Consider the following 15,457-nt stretch of genomic DNA (forward strand, 5'->3'; position numbering starts at 1 on the left):
AGCGGCTTCCACGCCCCGTCGATGGCTGAATTCTTCCCTGCGGCGTTCCTCTTCGAAGGCACTCCTTTCGAGATGAACCGAGTGATGCTCATCCGCATCCTCGCCACCGTCGCAGTGGTCGTGCTCCTCGGCGTGTGGGCGAGCCGGATGAAGCTCATCCCCAGCCGCTTCCAGTCGGCCATGGAGCTCGCCATGGAATTCGTCACCGTCGGCATCGCCGAGGACACCATGGGCAAGGAGAAGGCCAAGAAGTTCATGCCGCTCATCGTGGCGATCTTCTTCGGCATCCTGTTCTGGAACGTCACCAAGCTGATCCCGTTCCTCAACATGCCCGGCACCGGAGTCATCGGCCTGCCGATCGTCCTCACCCTCGTCGTCTACGTGACGTACCACTGGGCGGGCATCGCGGAGAAGGGCCTGGGCCGCTACCTCAAGGATTCCCTCATCCTCCCCGGCGTTCCGCCGGCGATGCACATCCTGCTCATCCCGATCGAGTTCATCACGAAGTTCGTCACCCAGCCGTTCACCCTGGCGATCCGACTCTTCGCCAACATGATGGTCGGCCACCTCCTTCTCGTCCTCTGCTTCTCGGCCACGAGCTTCTTCCTCTTCGACGCGGCGAACGGGTTCCAGTTCTTCTCGATCCTCACATTCGCCGGCGGGTTCTTCGTCTTCCTGCTCGAGATGCTGGTCGTCGTCCTGCAGGCCTACATCTTCGCCCTCCTGTCCTGCGTGTACATCAACGCGGCGATCTCGGACGACCACTGAGTTCACACCCCAGATCTGCAGCCTGCGGGCTGCACAGGCCGGGCCAACCACCCGGCTGCCATATGAAAGGAAAGCATCCTATGGATATGCTCGCTGAAGTCACCGGTAGTATCAGCACCGTCGGTTACGGCCTCGCCGCGATCGGCCCGGGTATCGGTGTCGGTATCGTCATCGGCAAGACCATCGAGGGAACCGCTCGTCAGCCCGAGATGGCCGGCGCACTGCGCGGAAACATGTTCCTCGGTATCGCTCTGATCGAGGCCCTGGCCCTCATCGGTATCGCCACCCCGTTCTTCCTTACTCAGTGAGGCATTAAGACATGACTCCGGTGCAAATCCTCGCAGCGACCGAGGGCGGCGGGAACCCGCTGGTCCCCGCGCTGTATGACATCGTCTGGAGTGCCGTCTGTCTTGCGATCGTCTTCCTGGTCGTCTGGAAGTACGTCCTCCCGGCCTTCAACAAGACCCTCGACGAACGCGCCGAGCGCATTCAGGGTGGGATCGAGAAGGCCGAGAAGGTGCAGGCCGAAGCCGATGCGGCTCTGGCCGAGTATCAGAAGCAGCTCGCCGACGGTCGTGCGGAAGCCGCACGACTGCGCGCCGAGGCTCAAGAAGAAGGCGCACAGATCATCGCCGACATGAAGGCCCAGGCTCACGCCGAGGCCGATCGGATCATCGCCTCGGCGCAGTCGCAGATCGAGGCGGAACGACAGGCCGCCATGGTCTCGCTGCGCTCCGAGGTGGGCACGCTCGCCACGGACCTCGCGTCGCGCATCGTCGGCGAATCGCTGTCCGATGACCAGCGTGCGGCCAATGTGGTCGACCGCTTCATCTCGGATCTCGAGTCCCAGTCCACCGCCGCGCCGGTCAAGGGGGCGTGATGCTCCAGTCGAGCAGACTGTCCCTGCAGACCGTTCTCGAGACCGCCAACTCCGAGATCTCGCGCGGCGACGCCCGCGAGTTCGGCGAGGGCGTGCTGGCCGTGGTCGCGGTTCTCGCCGAGAACGTGGCGCTGCGCAAGATCTTGGCCGACTCCTCGGAGTCCGCCGAGAAGAAGCAGCAGCTGCTGCGGACTCTGTTCTCGACTCGCACCACGGACGCCGTTCTGCGCCTGGCCGAGAAGGCCGTCGGCCTGCGCTGGGCCCGGACCCAGGACTTGGTCACGAGCATCGAGGTCGCCGGTGTCACGGCGATCGCGGCTCATGCTCAGGCAGAGGGTCGCCTCGGCCAGGTGGAGGAAGAGGTCTTCCGCTTCGCCCGTCTGCTCGAGAGCGACCACGATCTCGCTCGCGCCCTCGACTCGGACGCCGGCGCCGAGACCAAGCGCGAACTGATTGCGAACCTGCTGGACGGCAAGGCCCATCGGGCCACCATCACCCTGATCGAGCAGGCTGCCGTGCACCCGCGCGGACTGCGCGTGGCAATCGCCCTCGATCAGTACAGCGACGTGCTCGCCGCACGTCAGCAGCGCTCGGTCGCCGAGGTCACGGTCGCCGCTCCACTGAGCGAGTCCCAGACCGAGAGGCTCCAAGCCGCTCTGGCGAAGGCCTACGGTCGCGAGCTCGTCCTCAACGTCCAGATCGATCCCACCGTCATCGGCGGCGCTCGGGTGCAGGTCGGCGATGAGGTGATGAACGCGACGGTCGCCGATCGTCTCGCAGAAGTACACCGCAGGCTCACCCGCTGAGCGTCGGTTCGCAGTCAACAGGCGGCCCATCGGTCGCCGGACACAAGTTCTGAGTAAAAGGAAGCAGGGAAACCAGATGGCGGAACTGACAATTCGCCCGGAGGAGATCCGGGACGCACTGGGGAAGTTCGTCGAATCGTACAACCCCGAGTCCTCGGTGAAGACCGAGGTCGGCAAGGTCGTCACCGCAGGTGACGGAATTGCCCACGTATCGGGCCTCCCGGGCACGATGGCCAATGAGCTCCTCCGTTTCGAGGACGGCACACTGGGCCTGGCGCAGAACCTCGACGAGCGCGAGATCGGCGTGATCGTGCTGGGCGAATTCTCCGGCATCGCCGAGGAGCAGAATGTCTACCGCACGGGCGAGGTCCTCTCGATCCCCGTCGGTGACGGATACCTCGGCCGCGTGGTCGATCCCCTCGGCCGTCCCGTCGACGGCCTCGGCGACATCGAGACCGTGGGACGCCGTGAGCTCGAGCTGCAGGCCGCCGGCGTCATGGACCGCCAGGAAGTGCGCGAACCGCTGCAGACCGGCTACAAGAGCATCGACGCCATGATCCCCGTGGGGCGTGGACAGCGTCAGCTCATCATCGGCGACCGCAAGACCGGCAAGACCGCTCTCGCGATCGACACGATCATCAATCAGAAGGACAACTGGGCGACCGGTGACCCGACGAAGCAGGTGCGCTGCATCTACGTCGCCATCGGCCAGAAGGGCTCGACCATCGCCGGTGTCCGTCGTTCGCTCGAAGAGGCGGGCGCTCTGGAGTACACGACGATCGTCTCCTCGCCGGCGTCCGATCCGGCCGGCTACAAGTACCTCGCCCCCTACTCCGGTTCGGCGATCGGTCAGCACTGGATGTACGAGGGCAAGCACGTCCTCATCGTCTTCGACGATCTCTCGAAGCAGGCCGAGGCCTACCGTGCGGTGTCGCTGCTGCTGCGTCGTCCGCCGGGCCGTGAAGCCTACCCGGGTGACGTCTTCTACCTCCACTCGCGTCTCCTCGAGCGCTGTGCGAAGCTCTCCGACGAGCTCGGCGGCGGTTCGATGACCGGTCTGCCGATCATCGAGACCAAGGCCAACGACGTCGGCGCGTTCATCCCGACCAACGTCATCTCGATCACCGACGGGCAGATCTTCCTCCAGTCGGACCTCTTCAACGCCGGTCAGCGCCCCGCTGTCGACGTCGGCGTGTCCGTGTCCCGAGTCGGAGGCGCCGCCCAGACCAAGGCGCTCAAGGGCGTCTCGGGCACGCTGAAGATCTCGCTGGCCCAGTACCGGTCCCTCGAGGCGTTCGCGATGTTCGCCTCGGACCTCGACGAGGCGACGAAGCGCGACCTCGCCCGCGGCGCCCGTCTGACCGAGCTGCTCAAGCAGACCCAGTTCAGCCCGATGCCGTTCGAGCGTCAGACCGTGTCGATCTTCGCCGGCACCAACGGCTACCTCGATGAGGTTCCCGTCTCCGAGGTCCTCAGGTTCGAATCGGAGCTGCACGACCACCTCGAGCGCAAGACCGGCATCCTCACCACCATCCGGGAGACCAAGAAGCTCGACGACGACACCGCCGAAGAGCTGAAGAAGGTGCTGGGGGAGTTCCGCGACAACTTCGTCGCCTCCGAGTCCGACGGCACCAAGCCCGGCAGCGAGGACACCGCGGCGGCGTCGGCGGATGAGGTCGAGCAGGAGCAGATCGTTCGGCAGAAGCGTTGACTCTGATCCGTAACAGCGAAAGGAAGAACTGATGGGAGCCCAGCAGAGGGTCTTCAAACAGAAGATCCGCTCAACACAGTCCTTGAGGAAGATCTTCAAGGCGATGGAGCTCATCGCTGCTTCGCGGATCCAGAAGGCCGTGGCCCGGACCCAGGCCGCCAGCCCGTACTCCACCGCCCTGACCCGCGCGGTCTCGGCGGTGGCGAGCGAATCGAACGTCGACCACGTGCTCACGACCGAACCGGAGACGATCACGCGCGCCGCGGTGCTGGTGATCGGTCCGGACCGGGGGTTCGCGGGTGCCTATGCCGCGAATCTGCTGCGCGAGGCCGAGCAGCTCATTCGCCTCCTGCGCGGCGAGGGCAAGGACGTCGCCCTGTTCACGGTCGGCGGGAAGGCCGAGAGCTACTACACCTTCCGCGACCGGGCGATCGAGAAGTCCTGGACCGGGTTCTCCGAGACCCCGACGGCCGAGAAGGCCCGGGAGATCGGCGAGGCTCTGCTGGAGCGCTTCACGACCGATTCGGATGCCGGGGGAGTCGATGAGATCTACATCGTCTTCACGAAGTTCGTCTCGAGCGTCACCCACGACCCCGAGTACCGCAGGCTGCTGCCGCTGGCGGTCGTGGACGCCGAGGAATCCGGCAGCGGATCGGGCGAGCCGGCTCCGAAGTCCGGTGCTCCCGCGTTCCCGCTCTACGAGTTCGAGCCGAGTGCTGAGGCCGTGCTGGACGCACTGCTGCCCCGGTACATCGACTCGCGGATCCTGTCGGCACTGCTCAGCGCCTCGGCGTCCGAGCAGGCTTCGCGCCAGGCGGCGATGAAGACCGCGACCGACAACGCGGACGATCTCATCAAGACGTACACCCGGTTGGCCAACACGGCCCGCCAGGCAGAAATCACCCAGGAACTCACCGAGATCGTCGGTGGGGCGGATGCCCTTGCGGCATCGTCAGCCGGCGACTGACCGGCGAGAGCAGAGAAGAAAGAGACCATGACTGCCACAGTTACGGAAAACTCCCCGACGCAGGCCGCAGGCCTCGGTCGGATTTCGCGAGTCATCGGCCCGGTCGTCGACATCGAGTTCCCGCTCGACTCCGTGCCCGAGATCTACAATGCACTGACCACCGAGGTCGAACTCTCCGAGGGCGTCCGCAAGCTCACCTTCGAGGTCGGACTGCACCTGGGCAACGGCATCGTGCGTGCCGTGTCCCTGCAGCCGACCGACGGTCTCGTCCGCGGACAGGAGGTCGTCGACACCGGTGCGCCGATCACGGTGCCCGTCGGCGACGTGACCAAGCACCACGTGTGGAACACGACCGGTGACTGCCTCAACCTCGCCGACGGCGAGCAGCTGGAGATCACCGAGCGCTGGCCGATCCACCGTCCGGCTCCCGCCTTCGACGAACTCGAGTCGAAGACCGAGATGCTCGAAGTGGGCATCAAGAGCATCGACCTCCTCACCCCGTACGTCAAGGGCGGGAAGATCGGCCTCTTCGGCGGCGCCGGTGTGGGCAAGACCGTTCTCATCCAGGAGATGATCTTCCGCATCGCGCACAACCACTCGGGAACCTCCGTGTTCGCCGGCGTGGGTGAGCGCACCCGTGAGGGCAACGACCTCATCATGGAGATGGACGAGGCCGGCGTGTTCAAGGACACGGCCCTGGTCTTCGGCCAGATGGACGAGCCGCCGGGCACCCGTCTGCGTGTGGCGCTGTCGGCACTGACCATGGCGGAGTACTTCCGCGATGTGCAGAACCAGGACGTGCTGCTCTTCATCGACAACATCTTCCGCTTCACCCAGGCCGGTTCCGAGGTCTCGACCCTGCTCGGTCGCATGCCCTCGGCCGTGGGCTACCAGCCCAACCTGGCCGACGAGATGGGTCTGCTCCAGGAGCGGATCACCTCGACGCGAGGCAACTCGATCACGTCGATGCAGGCGATCTACGTCCCCGCCGACGACTACACCGACCCGGCCCCGGCGACGACCTTCGCCCACCTCGACGCCACGACCGAGCTCAGCCGCGACATCGCCTCGCGCGGTCTCTACCCGGCGATCGACCCGCTGGCCTCGTCCTCGCGCATCCTCGATCCGCTGATCGTGGGCGAGGAGCACTACCGCGTGGCCAACGAGGTCAAGGCGATCCTGCAGAAGAACAAGGAGCTGCAGGACATCATCGCCATCCTCGGCGTCGACGAGCTCTCCGAAGAGGACAAGCTGGTCGTCCACCGGGCGCGCCGCATCGAGCAGTTCCTCTCGCAGAACACCTACACCGCCGAGAAGTTCACGCAGGTGCCCGGTTCGACCGTGCCGCTGGCCGACACGATCGAGGGCTTCGCGAAGATCTGCTCCGGCGAGGTCGACCACATCCCCGAGCAGGCGTTCTTCAACGTCGGCGGTCTCGACGATGTGCTGCGCAACTACGAAGAGATGCAGAAGTAAGCCATGGCGGTTCTCGAAGTGAACGTCGTCGCCGCCGACCATGAGGTCTGGGCCGGTGAGGCCAAGCGCGTCACCGCCCGGACCCTGGACGGGGACATCGGTATCCTCGCCGGGCACGAGCCCGTGCTGGGAGTCATGGCCGAGGGCGAGACGCGCATTCTCACCACCGCCGAGGAGACCATCCGGGTGAAGGCCGACGGTGGGTTCCTCTCGGTGGAGAACAATCGCGTCATCATTGCCGCTGATCAGGCCGAACTTCTCTGATCATGAGGCTACACTGGCAACCGTGAACCCTTCTGTCCTGCTGATCATTCTGCTCTCGTTGGTGGGGCTGGCACTTGCGCTCATCGTCGTGGTGACGATCCGGCGCAGGTCCATCTCGAAGTTGTCCGGTGCCTTTGACTGCTCGATCAACGTGGGCGAGGAATCCGCTTCCCGCCCACGTTGGCGTTTGGGCGTGGCGGTCTTCTCCGTCACCTCACTGGACTGGTACCCGGTGTTCGCCCTGACTCGGCGCGCGGCTCTGCGACTGCCGCGCGCCGATCTCGACATCCTCGTCCGCCGCAAGCCGACGTCGGGAGAGCAGTACTCCGTGCTCCCCGACGCGGTCGTGGTGGACTGCTCGTACGGGAAGGCCGACGGCCGTCCGCGCTCGGTCTCCCTGGCCATGGACACGGAGTCGCTGTCGACGATGGCCTCGTGGCTCGAGTCCTCGCCTCCCGGATACAACCCGACGATGGGACGGTTCACCTGATGGAGGTCTACCGGCTCATCGGCCCCGCCTCGCTGCGCGGCGACGTCGACGTCCGCGGGGCCAAGAACAGCGTCCTCAAGCTCATGGCCGCGAGCCTCCTGGCCGTGGGCCGGACGACGATCACCAACGTCCCCGCGATCCTCGACGTGCGGATCATGGTCGAACTCCTCAGCCGCCTCGGATGCACCGTCGACTACGATCCCGAAGGCGGCGTCGTGTCCATCGATGTTCCCGCCGAGGTGGGCATCCAGGCCGACTACGAACTCGTGCGCGCGATGCGCGCCTCCATCTCCGTCCTCGGACCCCTGACCGCTCGGATGCGGGCCGCCCAGGTGGCGCTGCCCGGCGGCGACGCGATCGGCTCCCGGGGACTCGACATGCACCAGGCCGGCCTCGAGGCCCTCGGCGCGACCGTGCACCTCGAGCATGGCTACTTCGTCGCCACCGCCGCCGACGGACTGCACGGGACCGAGATCGCCCTCGACTTCCCCTCGGTCGGGGCCACCGAGAACCTCGTCATGGCCGCGACGCTCGCCCGGGGCCGGACCGTGATCTCGAACGCGGCCAAGGAGCCCGAGATCGTCGACATCTGCACGATGCTCGTCGAGATGGGCGCCGACATCACCGGCATCGGGACCGGCCTCATCACCGTCACCGGCGTCGAGCGGCTGAGCCCCGTCACCCACCGCACCGTGGGCGACCGGATCGTCGCCGGCACCTACGCCTTCGGCTCGGCGCTGAGCGGGGGAGACGTGACCATCAGGGGAGTGGGACTCGAGCTGCTGCCCAACGTCGCGATCAAACTCCGCGATTCCGGCGCGACGGTCGACGACCTCGGCGAGATCCCCCTGTCCGACGGCACGACGGGCAGGGGCTTTCGGGTCATCGGGGCCCGCCGTCCGCAGCCGATCCGCGTCGCGACGATGCCCTTCCCCGGGTTCCCCACCGATCTGCAGCCCTTCGTCATCGGTCTCAACGCCATCGCCGACGGCGTCGGGCTGCTCTCGGAGAACCTCTTCGAGGCCCGCTGGCGCTTCGTCCAGGAGGTCGCCCGCCTCGGCGCGAAGGTGAGCATCGACGGCAACCATGCCCTCGTCACCGGGGTGGAGGAGCTCTCCGGCGCCGAGGTGGAGGCCTCCGACATCCGCGCGGGCGCGGGCCTCGTCCTTGCCGGACTGCGAGCGAACGGCGTCACCGAGGTGTCGGGGATCGACCACATCGAACGCGGCTACGAGAACTTCGTCGCGAATCTCCGGAACCTCGGCGCGCCGATCGAGCAGGTGTCGAGGGCGGAGGGCCTGACCTTCGGCTAGAACAGCCTCGAGTCGGGGTCGTCCATGCCGCGCAGGGCGTCGTAGTCGAGGACGACGCAGCGGATGCCGCGGTCCTCGGCCAGGGTGCGCGCCTGGGGCTTGATCTCCTGGGCGGCGAAGACGCCCTGGACAGGGGTGAGCAGGGGATCGCGGTTCATCAGCTCGAGGTACCTGGTCAGCTGCTCGACGCCGTCGATGTCGCCGCGGCGTTTGATCTCGACCGCGACCGACTGCTGAGCGGGATCCTTGGCGAGGATGTCGACCGGGCCGATGGCGGTCATGTACTCACGGCGGACGAGGCTGTAACCGGTTCCGAGGGTCTCGATGTGCTCGGCGAGCAGCTCCTGCAGATGGGCTTCGACGCCGTCCTTGACGAGGCCGGGATCGATCCCGAGCTCATGCTGGGTGTCCGAATGCACCTCGGCGATGGAGATGACGAGACGGTCGCCCGTCTTCACCTGCGTCACCGTCCAGATCTCGCTCAGCCCCGCCTCCTGCTGCTCGGCGTCGGCCGCGTCGATGCGGATCGAGCACGGGGGAGTCATCCAGTTGAGCGGCTTGTAGGAGCCTCCGTCCGAGTGGATGAGGATGGAGCCGTCAGCCTTGAGCATGATGAGACGGTCGGCGAGGGGCAGGTGGGCGGTCAGTCGACCGGCATAGTCCACGGAGCACTTGGCAATGACGAGACGCACGGACAACACCCTACGTGAGAGAATCGCGTTATGCCACGATCATCCTCCTCGCGTCGCAGAAACAAATGGCAGCAGGATCCCCGGGACATCTCCGAGTCCCTCGGAGGACTCCGGAGAACCCACGACCTGCCCGACGGTCAGTGGTCGGTGCAGAGGGTCGCCGGCACTGCGACCGGCAAGGTCTACGTCTGCCCCGGCTGCGGCAGGGAGGTGCCCTCCGGCCAGCCCCATGTGGTCGCATGGCGGGAGACGGCGGCATTCGGGATCGAGGTCGGCGTGGATTCACGGCGGCACTGGCACTCCCGCTGCTTCGAGCGCTTCCGCTGAGGCGGGCGACGGAAGAGCACCGGGCACGCGCGGGTGGTGCCAGGTGAGCATGAGCGCGTGAATGAGACGTGCACTCCGTGCGGAACCGCACGGAGTGCACGTCGACGTTCATGGCCGCACGGGGCGGCCGGCGCTGATCAGCGCAGGGAGTTCTTCGAGGGCGTGGCCTTGGGGACCGGGTTCTTCGCCCCCGAGACCTGAGCGTCGATCGCGATGGTGTCGGCGTCGGTCGCCCCGTTGGGCAGGGAGTCTCCGCTCGGCTCCTCCTCGGCCGACTGCTCGACCTGACCGTCCTTCTCCTGACCGTCCTTCGCGGCGGCGGGCGCATCCTGCTGCGCCGTCGCATCTTCGGCCTCGTCGGACCCGTCTGCCTCGGTCGCCTCGGTCGCCTCGGCGAGGAGCTCCTTGAGCTGCTCGCCGTCGGCGATCTGCTCCGTGTTGTGCGAGGCTGCCTCGGCCTTGGCCGGATCGACCTGGTCGCCGCCCATGACACCGGGCATCGCGAACAGGGACCGCAGCTGGTCGAGCTGAGCCGTGATGGTCTTGCGCTGCTTCGTGAGCAGATCCACCTGGGCCTGCGCGGACTGGATGTTGCGCTTGGCCTCGGCGGCGGACTCCTCGATCGTCGCCTCGGCGGTCGCCCGTGCCTCGCCGATGAGGGTCTGCGCCCGGGACTTGCCGTCGGCGATGATCTCGTCGGCCTTCTTCACCGCGTCCTCGCGGGTCTTCTCGGCCCGCTCCGCGGCCTCCTTGGCCTCGGCATCGGCCTTCGCCGCACGGGCCTGGGCCTCCTCGATGAGCTTCCTGTTCTCGGCGAGGGCCTCCTCGTAGCGCTTCTTGCGGTCGGCCTCGGCCTTCTGGCGCTTGTCGGCCAGTTCGACCTCGAGCTCATTGGCCGCCTTGCGCGAGGCCTCGTCACGGGCCTTCGCGGCGGCGAGCAGCTCATCGGCCTGGGCCCGGGCGGCGGCGATGGTCTCCTCCGCCTCGGCCTTCGCCTCGGCGCGCAGGTCCGCGACCTCCTTCTCGGCCGTCGCGCGCAGCTCCGCGAGTTCGTGCTCGAGGCTCTCACGAGCCTCCTTGGTCGCCGCGGCGCTGGCCTCTCGGGCCTGATTGGCCTCGCGCTCGGCTGTCGCCTTCAGTTCGGCAGCACGATTCTCCGCGGCCTTGATCGCCTCCTCGGCACGCAGCTCGGCCGAGCTGATGATGGCATCGGCTTCCGAGCGCGCGCTGTTGAGGGTGTCGTTGCTCTCGGTGTGCATGCGGGCGCGAGCCGACGCCGCCTCGGCGCGGGCCTTGTTGCGGATCGTCTCCGCATCCGAGTTCGCCTGGGCCAGGGTCTCCCGGGCCTGGGACTCGGCGATCTTGAGCAGGTGGTCGATGCGGCTGCCGGGAGGGCCTGCCGCTTCGGCGTTGTCGTTGGCGAGCTTCTTCAGCTGTGCCTTGGCCTCCGACAGCTCACCGGCGATCTGGAGCTTCGCGCGGTCGGCGTTGATGACCTGGCTGCGCGCATCCGACAGTGCCTTACGAACGGATTCGATCTCGGTGCGCAGCTGCTGCAGCCGAGCATCAACTTCACTCTTCTCGTAACCGCGCATCGCTGTGCGGAATTCTTCGGTGGGCGTCACTGAAGGGGACTCCTGTCGTGTGATGGGAAATCGATCGCTGTCCGCCCTCCACTTTAGCGGACACAGTATGAGTGTTGTGTGTCAGGACCGGTGCACGGACGCCCTCGACACGTCGGTCGTGCCGCCGGCGGCGACGGTCCTCGCCACCGCCGGTGACGGTCCGCGCCGCTCCCCAGTGATCGGGGACACAGGCTGCTGGACTAGGCTTGGGGACAACACACGCTCGACCGGGTCCGCCCCGGCGGGGACAGGCCGCTGAGCCACCGCCGACGGCGCCGGAATCCCTCAGGAGGAATCTCAATGACTGATGCAGTGATAGTCGCCGGTGCTCGCACCCCCTTCGGGCGGCTGCAGGGCTCCCTGTCATCGCTGACCGCGGTGCAGCTGGGCGCGAAGGCGATCGCGGGTGCGCTGGACCGCGCGGGGATCAGCGGCGAGGACGTCGAGTACGTCATCATGGGCCAGGTCCTCCAGGCCGGACTCGGTCAGGGTCCCGCGAGGCAGGCGGCCGTCGAGGCCGGGATCCCCATGCGCGTGCCCGCGACGACGACCAACAAGCTGTGCCTGTCGGGGATCAATGCGATCACCCAGGCCGCCCAGCTCGTGCGGGCGGGGGAGTACGACATCGTCGTCGCCGGCGGTCAGGAGTCGATGAGCCTGGCCCCGCACCTGCTCGAGAAGTCCCGGTCCGGCTACAAGTACGGCGATGTCGTCGTCAAGGACCACATGGACTACGACGGACTCTGGGACGCGTTCACCGATCAGGCGATGGGCGGGCTGACGGAATCCGCGAACGCCGGTGACGACGAGTTCACCCGGGAGGAGCAGGACGCCTTCGCCGCGCGCTCCCACCAGCTCGCCGCGCAGGGCCGCGAGTCCGGGGCCTTCGACGACGAGATCGTGCCCGTGACCATCTCGAGTCGCAAGGGCGATGTCACCGTGGCCGTCGACGAGGGCGTGCGCGCGGAGACGACGGCGGAGTCGATGGCGAAGCTGCGCCCCGCATTCCGCAAGGACGGCACGATCACCGCCGGCAACGCCTCGCAGATCTCCGACGGCGCCTGTGCCGTGGTCGTCATGTCCCGGGAGAAGGCCGAGGAGCTCGGCGCGCCGATCCTCGCCGAGATCCGGTCCCACGCCTGGACCGCCGGACCCGACTCGACCCTGCAGCGTCAGCCCTCGCAGGCGATCCGAGCGGCGGCCGAGCGGGAGGGCGTGGCCGCGGACTCGTTCGACCTCTACGAGATCAACGAGGCGTTCGCCGCCGTCGGCCTCGCCAGCGCCAAGGACCTCGGGGTCGACATCGACAAGGTCAACGTCAACGGCGGAGCCGTGGCGCTCGGCCATCCGATCGGAGCATCCGGCGCGCGGATCGTGCTCACCCTGGCCCTCGAACTCGTTCGCCGAGGCGGCGGCATGGGCGTCGCGGCGCTGTGCGGCGGCGGCGGCCAGGGCGACGCTCTCATCGTCAGCGTCCCGAAGCGGGACTGACCTCAGGCAGCGACAGGAAGGATTCCCCGTGCTCATCGCATTCTCGGTCGCCCCCAGCGGCGGCGACAATCCCGACGGCTCCGTCCACGAGGCGGTTGCCGCCGCCGTGAAGGTGGTCAGGGAGTCGGGCCTGCCCAACCGGACCACGAGCATGTTCACCGAGCTCGAAGGGTCGTGGGACGAGGTCTTCGACGTGGTGAAGAGGGCCACCGAGGCCGTGGCGCCGTTCGGGTCGCGGATCTCGCTCGTCCTCAAGGCCGACATCCGTCCCGGCTACGAGGGTGAGCTCGATGCGAAGATCGACCGCCTGGAATCGGCGCTGGGCGAGGCGGAGACAGACTGAGATCTTCCGGCCGGTGAATGGTGACGTACGTCTCATCCGGGTCTATCCTCTTCTTAAGGGAGAAGGAGACGAACAATGAACAGTTCCACCTATTTCACCACCGCGACAGCCCTGACCATGGTCGCCCTGCTCGGATTCATGATCTCCGGGTTCTTCCCGGTCATGGTCGACTTCGCATTCGCCATCGAAGGCGCAGCGGTCATCATCGCGCTGACCGGATTGGTGACGCTGGCATTCGTCACCATCCGCGCTTCTCTCGAACGCGTCGCGCGGCTGTACTGACACCTGCGGCGCGAGCGGCCCGCATCAGCCCGCCCGGAACGACCGGGTGGGCTGATGCGGGCCGCTTTTACGTTCCGTCCGGGGATTCGGTTACGATGTTGGAGCCTCCGTAGCTCAGTCGGATAGAGCAACCGCCTTCTAAGCGGTAGGTCGCGGGTTCGAGCCCCGCCGGGGGTGCTTGACCAGGCACGATGCATGCTTCGGAGCCGGGCAGACCGGGAATAATACGGTTACGATGCGCTTTGAAACCATTCGTCGAGCACTCCGGTGACCTCTTTCGGGCCGATATTGAGCTTCTGAACGTAGTGTTTCGCGGTGATCCTCACGTCCGCATGGCCCAGCTGACGGGACGCCGTGTCGAGACCTTCAGCACTATCCACCGCTGTCGCCACAGTTTTGCGGATCGTTTTCGGGGTCACCCAATCCAGCCCCGCCATTTCCCGCACCTCCCGGAAATGCTTCCGGTACGACGACGGGTCGCGCCACGTCCCAGCTTCGGATGGGAACACAGCCTCCGACTCCTCACGGTACTCCCGCAGCTCGAGTTGCCTCCGGTAGGCGGCGACCGTGAACCGCGGAAGGTAGAGTGTGCGTTTCGACGCCTCCGATTTCGGGGCTGGTTTCCAGATGATCCCTTCCCCGTTCGCGCCCCGTGTGGCGATCCCCACCACCTCAGTTGTCGGTTCCTCGGCGTCGAGGTTCAGGTCCACCCAACGATTGCCCAGCAGCTCCGCGGTCCTCATGGCCGTGCCCAGGAGAACGTCGATCGAGTCCGCGATCTCACGCCGCCACGGACGGTACGAGGCGGTTGGCTTCCTCTCCCACTTCCGTGCCGCCTCCCGCAGCCTCCCCACCTCATCGGGGGTCATGGGCCGGATCTCTGGTGCCTCCTGGTGGATGGTGGAGACTCCCAGCGCAGGGTTGACGGTGAGGGCGTCGAGGCGCACAGCGTCCGCGAAAATGTGGCGGAGAACAATGCGTGCTTGTCTCGCGGTGGCGTCACCGTGTTTCTGCGCGATCCTCTGCACACCTTTCTCGAGCCTGCCTGTGGAGCATTCTGTGAGCCGCAGCAGCCCAAGCTCTTCGCGTATCCATTTCACTGCGGATTCGTAGGTGCGCACCGTGGATGGCGGTCGTGTTTCTGCGTCCGCCCACCGTTTCACCCAATCGCCGGCGAACGTCGTCAGAGTGGTTGAACCGGCCACTTCACCGCCGATGATCTGGTCCCGCATTTCGTTGAGGTGGTCGCGTAGTGCGGCGATCGCTTGTTCTTTGGTGGTTCCGGTGCGGAAGCGGGGGACGGTTTGGCCGTTGGCGAGGCGGATGCGTGCGGCCGCTCTCCACGCTCCCCGTTTCCCGGACACGCTGATGTTCCCCCACGCTCCTACGGGGATGGGTATGCGCGCCATTGGTCCTCCCTGATGCGCCGTAAACGGTTGATGAGCGCCGGTTCCGCCTCGAGGGCGTCCGGTGAGTCGAGTAGTTGGTTGAGTATCTGATAGTAGGCGGTGGCGGACATGTCGAACTCTTGGCGGATCGCGTCGTCCTTCGCGCCGTTGTACTTCGGGTGCCGCTTCTCGAAGTCGAGGACTTTCCGCTCGAGCTCATTCATGTTTGCGCCTCCGCTCCACCTCGAGCAAGGCACGTTCGATCGGTGCGAGGAATCTGAGGCGGTCCTGCAAAACTTCCGGGGTCACCCACAGTTCGTCCGCCCATTCGTCCATGCACGTCGCCCACCGGTACGCATCTACCAGGTCGTCCCAGTCGATGAGGCGAACCGCGGTGAGACGGCAGGCATCGCGTTCTTCGCGGTCGGTCGTCTTGGTTGCATGGCCGAGGTCGAGATGTGCCAGCTCGTGGGTCAGGGCACATCGTCTCTCAACCTGGTCTAAATCAATGTCGATCCAGATGGCGTTGCTGCCGTTCGTCGCGGAGACGCGGCTGTCTGGGAAACTCGTGAAATGCAGGACAACGCCGTCCCCGAGATCACGTAGCTCATGCCAAGGGTGGTACATGCAATGG

Annotated in this window: 19 protein-coding genes and 1 tRNA gene; 15 read left to right on the forward strand and 5 right to left on the reverse strand. The window is 66.5% G+C overall.

Annotated elements, in window-relative coordinates:
• Positions 1 to 21 precede the first annotated feature (21 nt).
• The 10 genes from atpB (at position 22) to murA (ending at position 8,675) form a co-directional block, all read left to right on the forward strand.
• Complete coding sequence (gene atpB, locus DFO65_RS05830; RefSeq protein ID WP_113903469.1) at positions 22 to 768, forward strand: F0F1 ATP synthase subunit A; 747 nt, start codon at positions 22 to 24, stop codon at positions 766 to 768.
• Positions 769 to 848: 80 nt separating this feature from the next.
• Entirely contained in the window at positions 849 to 1,076 is a 228-nt protein-coding gene (atpE, locus tag DFO65_RS05835; RefSeq protein ID WP_096146441.1) for a F0F1 ATP synthase subunit C, read from the forward strand.
• Between the two features lie 11 nt (positions 1,077 to 1,087).
• On the forward strand, positions 1,088 to 1,648 hold the full coding sequence (locus DFO65_RS05840) for a F0F1 ATP synthase subunit B (protein WP_113903470.1): 561 nt from the start codon (positions 1,088 to 1,090) through the stop codon (positions 1,646 to 1,648).
• Positions 1,648 to 2,454 carry a F0F1 ATP synthase subunit delta gene (locus DFO65_RS05845; RefSeq protein ID WP_113903608.1) on the forward strand — a complete coding sequence of 269 codons (807 nt, stop codon included), beginning with the start codon at positions 1,648 to 1,650 and terminating at the stop codon, positions 2,452 to 2,454. Before DFO65_RS05840 ends, DFO65_RS05845 begins: the two co-directional genes overlap by 1 nt.
• A 76-nt stretch (positions 2,455 to 2,530) precedes the next feature.
• Entirely contained in the window at positions 2,531 to 4,165 is a 1,635-nt protein-coding gene (gene atpA, locus DFO65_RS05850; protein WP_113903471.1) for a F0F1 ATP synthase subunit alpha, read from the forward strand.
• 31 nt (positions 4,166 to 4,196) lie between these two features.
• The gene (locus tag DFO65_RS05855; protein ID WP_113903472.1) at positions 4,197 to 5,132 is read left to right on the forward strand and encodes a F0F1 ATP synthase subunit gamma; all 936 of its coding nucleotides are present in this window, start codon (positions 4,197 to 4,199) and stop codon (positions 5,130 to 5,132) included.
• A 27-nt stretch (positions 5,133 to 5,159) separates the two neighbouring features.
• A complete protein-coding gene (atpD, locus tag DFO65_RS05860) occupies positions 5,160 to 6,608 on the forward strand; it encodes a F0F1 ATP synthase subunit beta (protein ID WP_113903473.1) in 1,449 nt (482 codons plus the stop codon).
• A 3-nt stretch (positions 6,609 to 6,611) separates the two neighbouring features.
• Complete coding sequence (locus DFO65_RS05865) at positions 6,612 to 6,872, forward strand: F0F1 ATP synthase subunit epsilon (protein ID WP_113903474.1); 261 nt, start codon at positions 6,612 to 6,614, stop codon at positions 6,870 to 6,872.
• 22 nt (positions 6,873 to 6,894) lie between these two features.
• Entirely contained in the window at positions 6,895 to 7,362 is a 468-nt protein-coding gene (locus tag DFO65_RS05870; protein WP_113903475.1) for a DUF2550 domain-containing protein, read from the forward strand.
• A complete protein-coding gene (murA, locus tag DFO65_RS05875; RefSeq protein WP_113903476.1) occupies positions 7,362 to 8,675 on the forward strand; it encodes a UDP-N-acetylglucosamine 1-carboxyvinyltransferase in 1,314 nt (437 codons plus the stop codon). The genes DFO65_RS05870 and murA overlap by 1 nt, the downstream gene beginning before the upstream one ends.
• On the opposite strand, the gene nucS is transcribed toward murA, so the two are convergent.
• Positions 8,672 to 9,367 carry an endonuclease NucS gene (gene nucS, locus DFO65_RS05880; protein WP_113903609.1) on the reverse strand — a complete coding sequence of 232 codons (696 nt, stop codon included), beginning with the start codon at positions 9,365 to 9,367 and terminating at the stop codon, positions 8,672 to 8,674. The two genes, murA and nucS, sit on opposite strands and share 4 nt — an antisense overlap.
• A gap of 30 nt (positions 9,368 to 9,397) precedes the next feature.
• On the opposite strand from nucS, the gene DFO65_RS05885 reads away from it, so the two are divergent.
• The gene (locus tag DFO65_RS05885) at positions 9,398 to 9,694 is read left to right on the forward strand and encodes a hypothetical protein (protein WP_245940501.1); all 297 of its coding nucleotides are present in this window, start codon (positions 9,398 to 9,400) and stop codon (positions 9,692 to 9,694) included.
• 137 nt (positions 9,695 to 9,831) lie between these two features.
• Here DFO65_RS05885 and DFO65_RS05890 read toward each other — a convergent pair whose 3' ends face one another.
• Complete coding sequence (locus DFO65_RS05890; protein WP_113903477.1) at positions 9,832 to 11,319, reverse strand: coiled-coil domain-containing protein; 1,488 nt, start codon at positions 11,317 to 11,319, stop codon at positions 9,832 to 9,834.
• Positions 11,320 to 11,619: 300 nt separating this feature from the next.
• Between DFO65_RS05890 and DFO65_RS05895 the strand changes: the two genes are divergently transcribed.
• The 4 genes from DFO65_RS05895 to DFO65_RS05910 all read left to right on the forward strand — a co-directional run bounded on the left by DFO65_RS05895 (position 11,620) and on the right by DFO65_RS05910 (position 13,612).
• Positions 11,620 to 12,810, forward strand: coding sequence for an acetyl-CoA C-acetyltransferase (locus tag DFO65_RS05895; protein ID WP_113903478.1), 1,191 nt, complete (start codon positions 11,620 to 11,622; stop codon positions 12,808 to 12,810).
• A 28-nt stretch (positions 12,811 to 12,838) separates the two neighbouring features.
• Positions 12,839 to 13,153 (forward strand): thiamine-binding protein, encoded by a 315-nt coding sequence (locus DFO65_RS05900; RefSeq protein WP_113903479.1) that lies wholly within the window; start codon positions 12,839 to 12,841, stop codon positions 13,151 to 13,153.
• 75 nt (positions 13,154 to 13,228) lie between these two features.
• A complete protein-coding gene (locus DFO65_RS05905; protein WP_113903480.1) occupies positions 13,229 to 13,435 on the forward strand; it encodes a hypothetical protein in 207 nt (68 codons plus the stop codon).
• A gap of 103 nt (positions 13,436 to 13,538) precedes the next feature.
• Positions 13,539 to 13,612: transfer RNA gene (locus tag DFO65_RS05910), tRNA-Arg, on the forward strand.
• 53 nt (positions 13,613 to 13,665) lie between these two features.
• Here DFO65_RS05910 and DFO65_RS05915 read toward each other — a convergent pair.
• Genes DFO65_RS05915 through DFO65_RS05925 form a run of 3 tightly spaced genes read right to left on the reverse strand, consistent with a single transcriptional unit; the run spans position 13,666 to position 15,450 of the window.
• Positions 13,666 to 14,844 carry a site-specific integrase gene (locus DFO65_RS05915; RefSeq protein WP_113903481.1) on the reverse strand — a complete coding sequence of 393 codons (1,179 nt, stop codon included), beginning with the start codon at positions 14,842 to 14,844 and terminating at the stop codon, positions 13,666 to 13,668.
• Complete coding sequence (locus DFO65_RS05920) at positions 14,820 to 15,047, reverse strand: DUF3263 domain-containing protein (RefSeq protein ID WP_113903482.1); 228 nt, start codon at positions 15,045 to 15,047, stop codon at positions 14,820 to 14,822. Before DFO65_RS05920 ends, DFO65_RS05915 begins: the two co-directional genes overlap by 25 nt.
• Positions 15,040 to 15,450: an ImmA/IrrE family metallo-endopeptidase gene (locus tag DFO65_RS05925; protein WP_113903483.1), complete on the reverse strand. Its 411-nt coding sequence runs from the start codon at positions 15,448 to 15,450 to the stop codon at positions 15,040 to 15,042. Before DFO65_RS05925 ends, DFO65_RS05920 begins: the two co-directional genes overlap by 8 nt.
• Positions 15,451 to 15,457 lie beyond the last annotated feature (7 nt).

The sequence above is a fragment of the Brevibacterium sanguinis genome (assembly GCF_003315415.1).
In the GTDB taxonomy this organism is placed as follows: domain Bacteria; phylum Actinomycetota; class Actinomycetes; order Actinomycetales; family Brevibacteriaceae; genus Brevibacterium; species Brevibacterium celere_A.

Excerpts from the sequence above, each read along its gene's own strand:
- atpB (WP_113903469.1), top strand. The coding sequence starts at position 22 with ATGGCTGAATTCTTCCCTGCGGCGTTCCTCTTCGAAGGCACTCCTTTC.
- atpE (WP_096146441.1), top strand. The coding sequence starts at position 849 with ATGGATATGCTCGCTGAAGTCACCGGTAGTATCAGCACCGTCGGTTAC.
- DFO65_RS05840 (WP_113903470.1), top strand. The coding sequence starts at position 1,088 with ATGACTCCGGTGCAAATCCTCGCAGCGACCGAGGGCGGCGGGAACCCG.
- DFO65_RS05845 (WP_113903608.1), top strand. The coding sequence starts at position 1,648 with ATGCTCCAGTCGAGCAGACTGTCCCTGCAGACCGTTCTCGAGACCGCC.
- atpA (WP_113903471.1), top strand. The coding sequence starts at position 2,531 with ATGGCGGAACTGACAATTCGCCCGGAGGAGATCCGGGACGCACTGGGG.
- DFO65_RS05855 (WP_113903472.1), top strand. The coding sequence starts at position 4,197 with ATGGGAGCCCAGCAGAGGGTCTTCAAACAGAAGATCCGCTCAACACAG.
- atpD (WP_113903473.1), top strand. The coding sequence starts at position 5,160 with ATGACTGCCACAGTTACGGAAAACTCCCCGACGCAGGCCGCAGGCCTC.
- DFO65_RS05865 (WP_113903474.1), top strand. The coding sequence starts at position 6,612 with ATGGCGGTTCTCGAAGTGAACGTCGTCGCCGCCGACCATGAGGTCTGG.
- murA (WP_113903476.1), top strand. The coding sequence starts at position 7,362 with ATGGAGGTCTACCGGCTCATCGGCCCCGCCTCGCTGCGCGGCGACGTC.
- DFO65_RS05885 (WP_245940501.1), top strand. The coding sequence starts at position 9,398 with ATGCCACGATCATCCTCCTCGCGTCGCAGAAACAAATGGCAGCAGGAT.
- DFO65_RS05895 (WP_113903478.1), top strand. The coding sequence starts at position 11,620 with ATGACTGATGCAGTGATAGTCGCCGGTGCTCGCACCCCCTTCGGGCGG.
- DFO65_RS05905 (WP_113903480.1), top strand. The coding sequence starts at position 13,229 with ATGAACAGTTCCACCTATTTCACCACCGCGACAGCCCTGACCATGGTC.
- DFO65_RS05915 (WP_113903481.1), bottom strand. The coding sequence starts at position 14,844 with ATGGCGCGCATACCCATCCCCGTAGGAGCGTGGGGGAACATCAGCGTG.
- DFO65_RS05920 (WP_113903482.1), bottom strand. The coding sequence starts at position 15,047 with ATGAATGAGCTCGAGCGGAAAGTCCTCGACTTCGAGAAGCGGCACCCG.
- DFO65_RS05925 (WP_113903483.1), bottom strand. The coding sequence starts at position 15,450 with ATGTACCACCCTTGGCATGAGCTACGTGATCTCGGGGACGGCGTTGTC.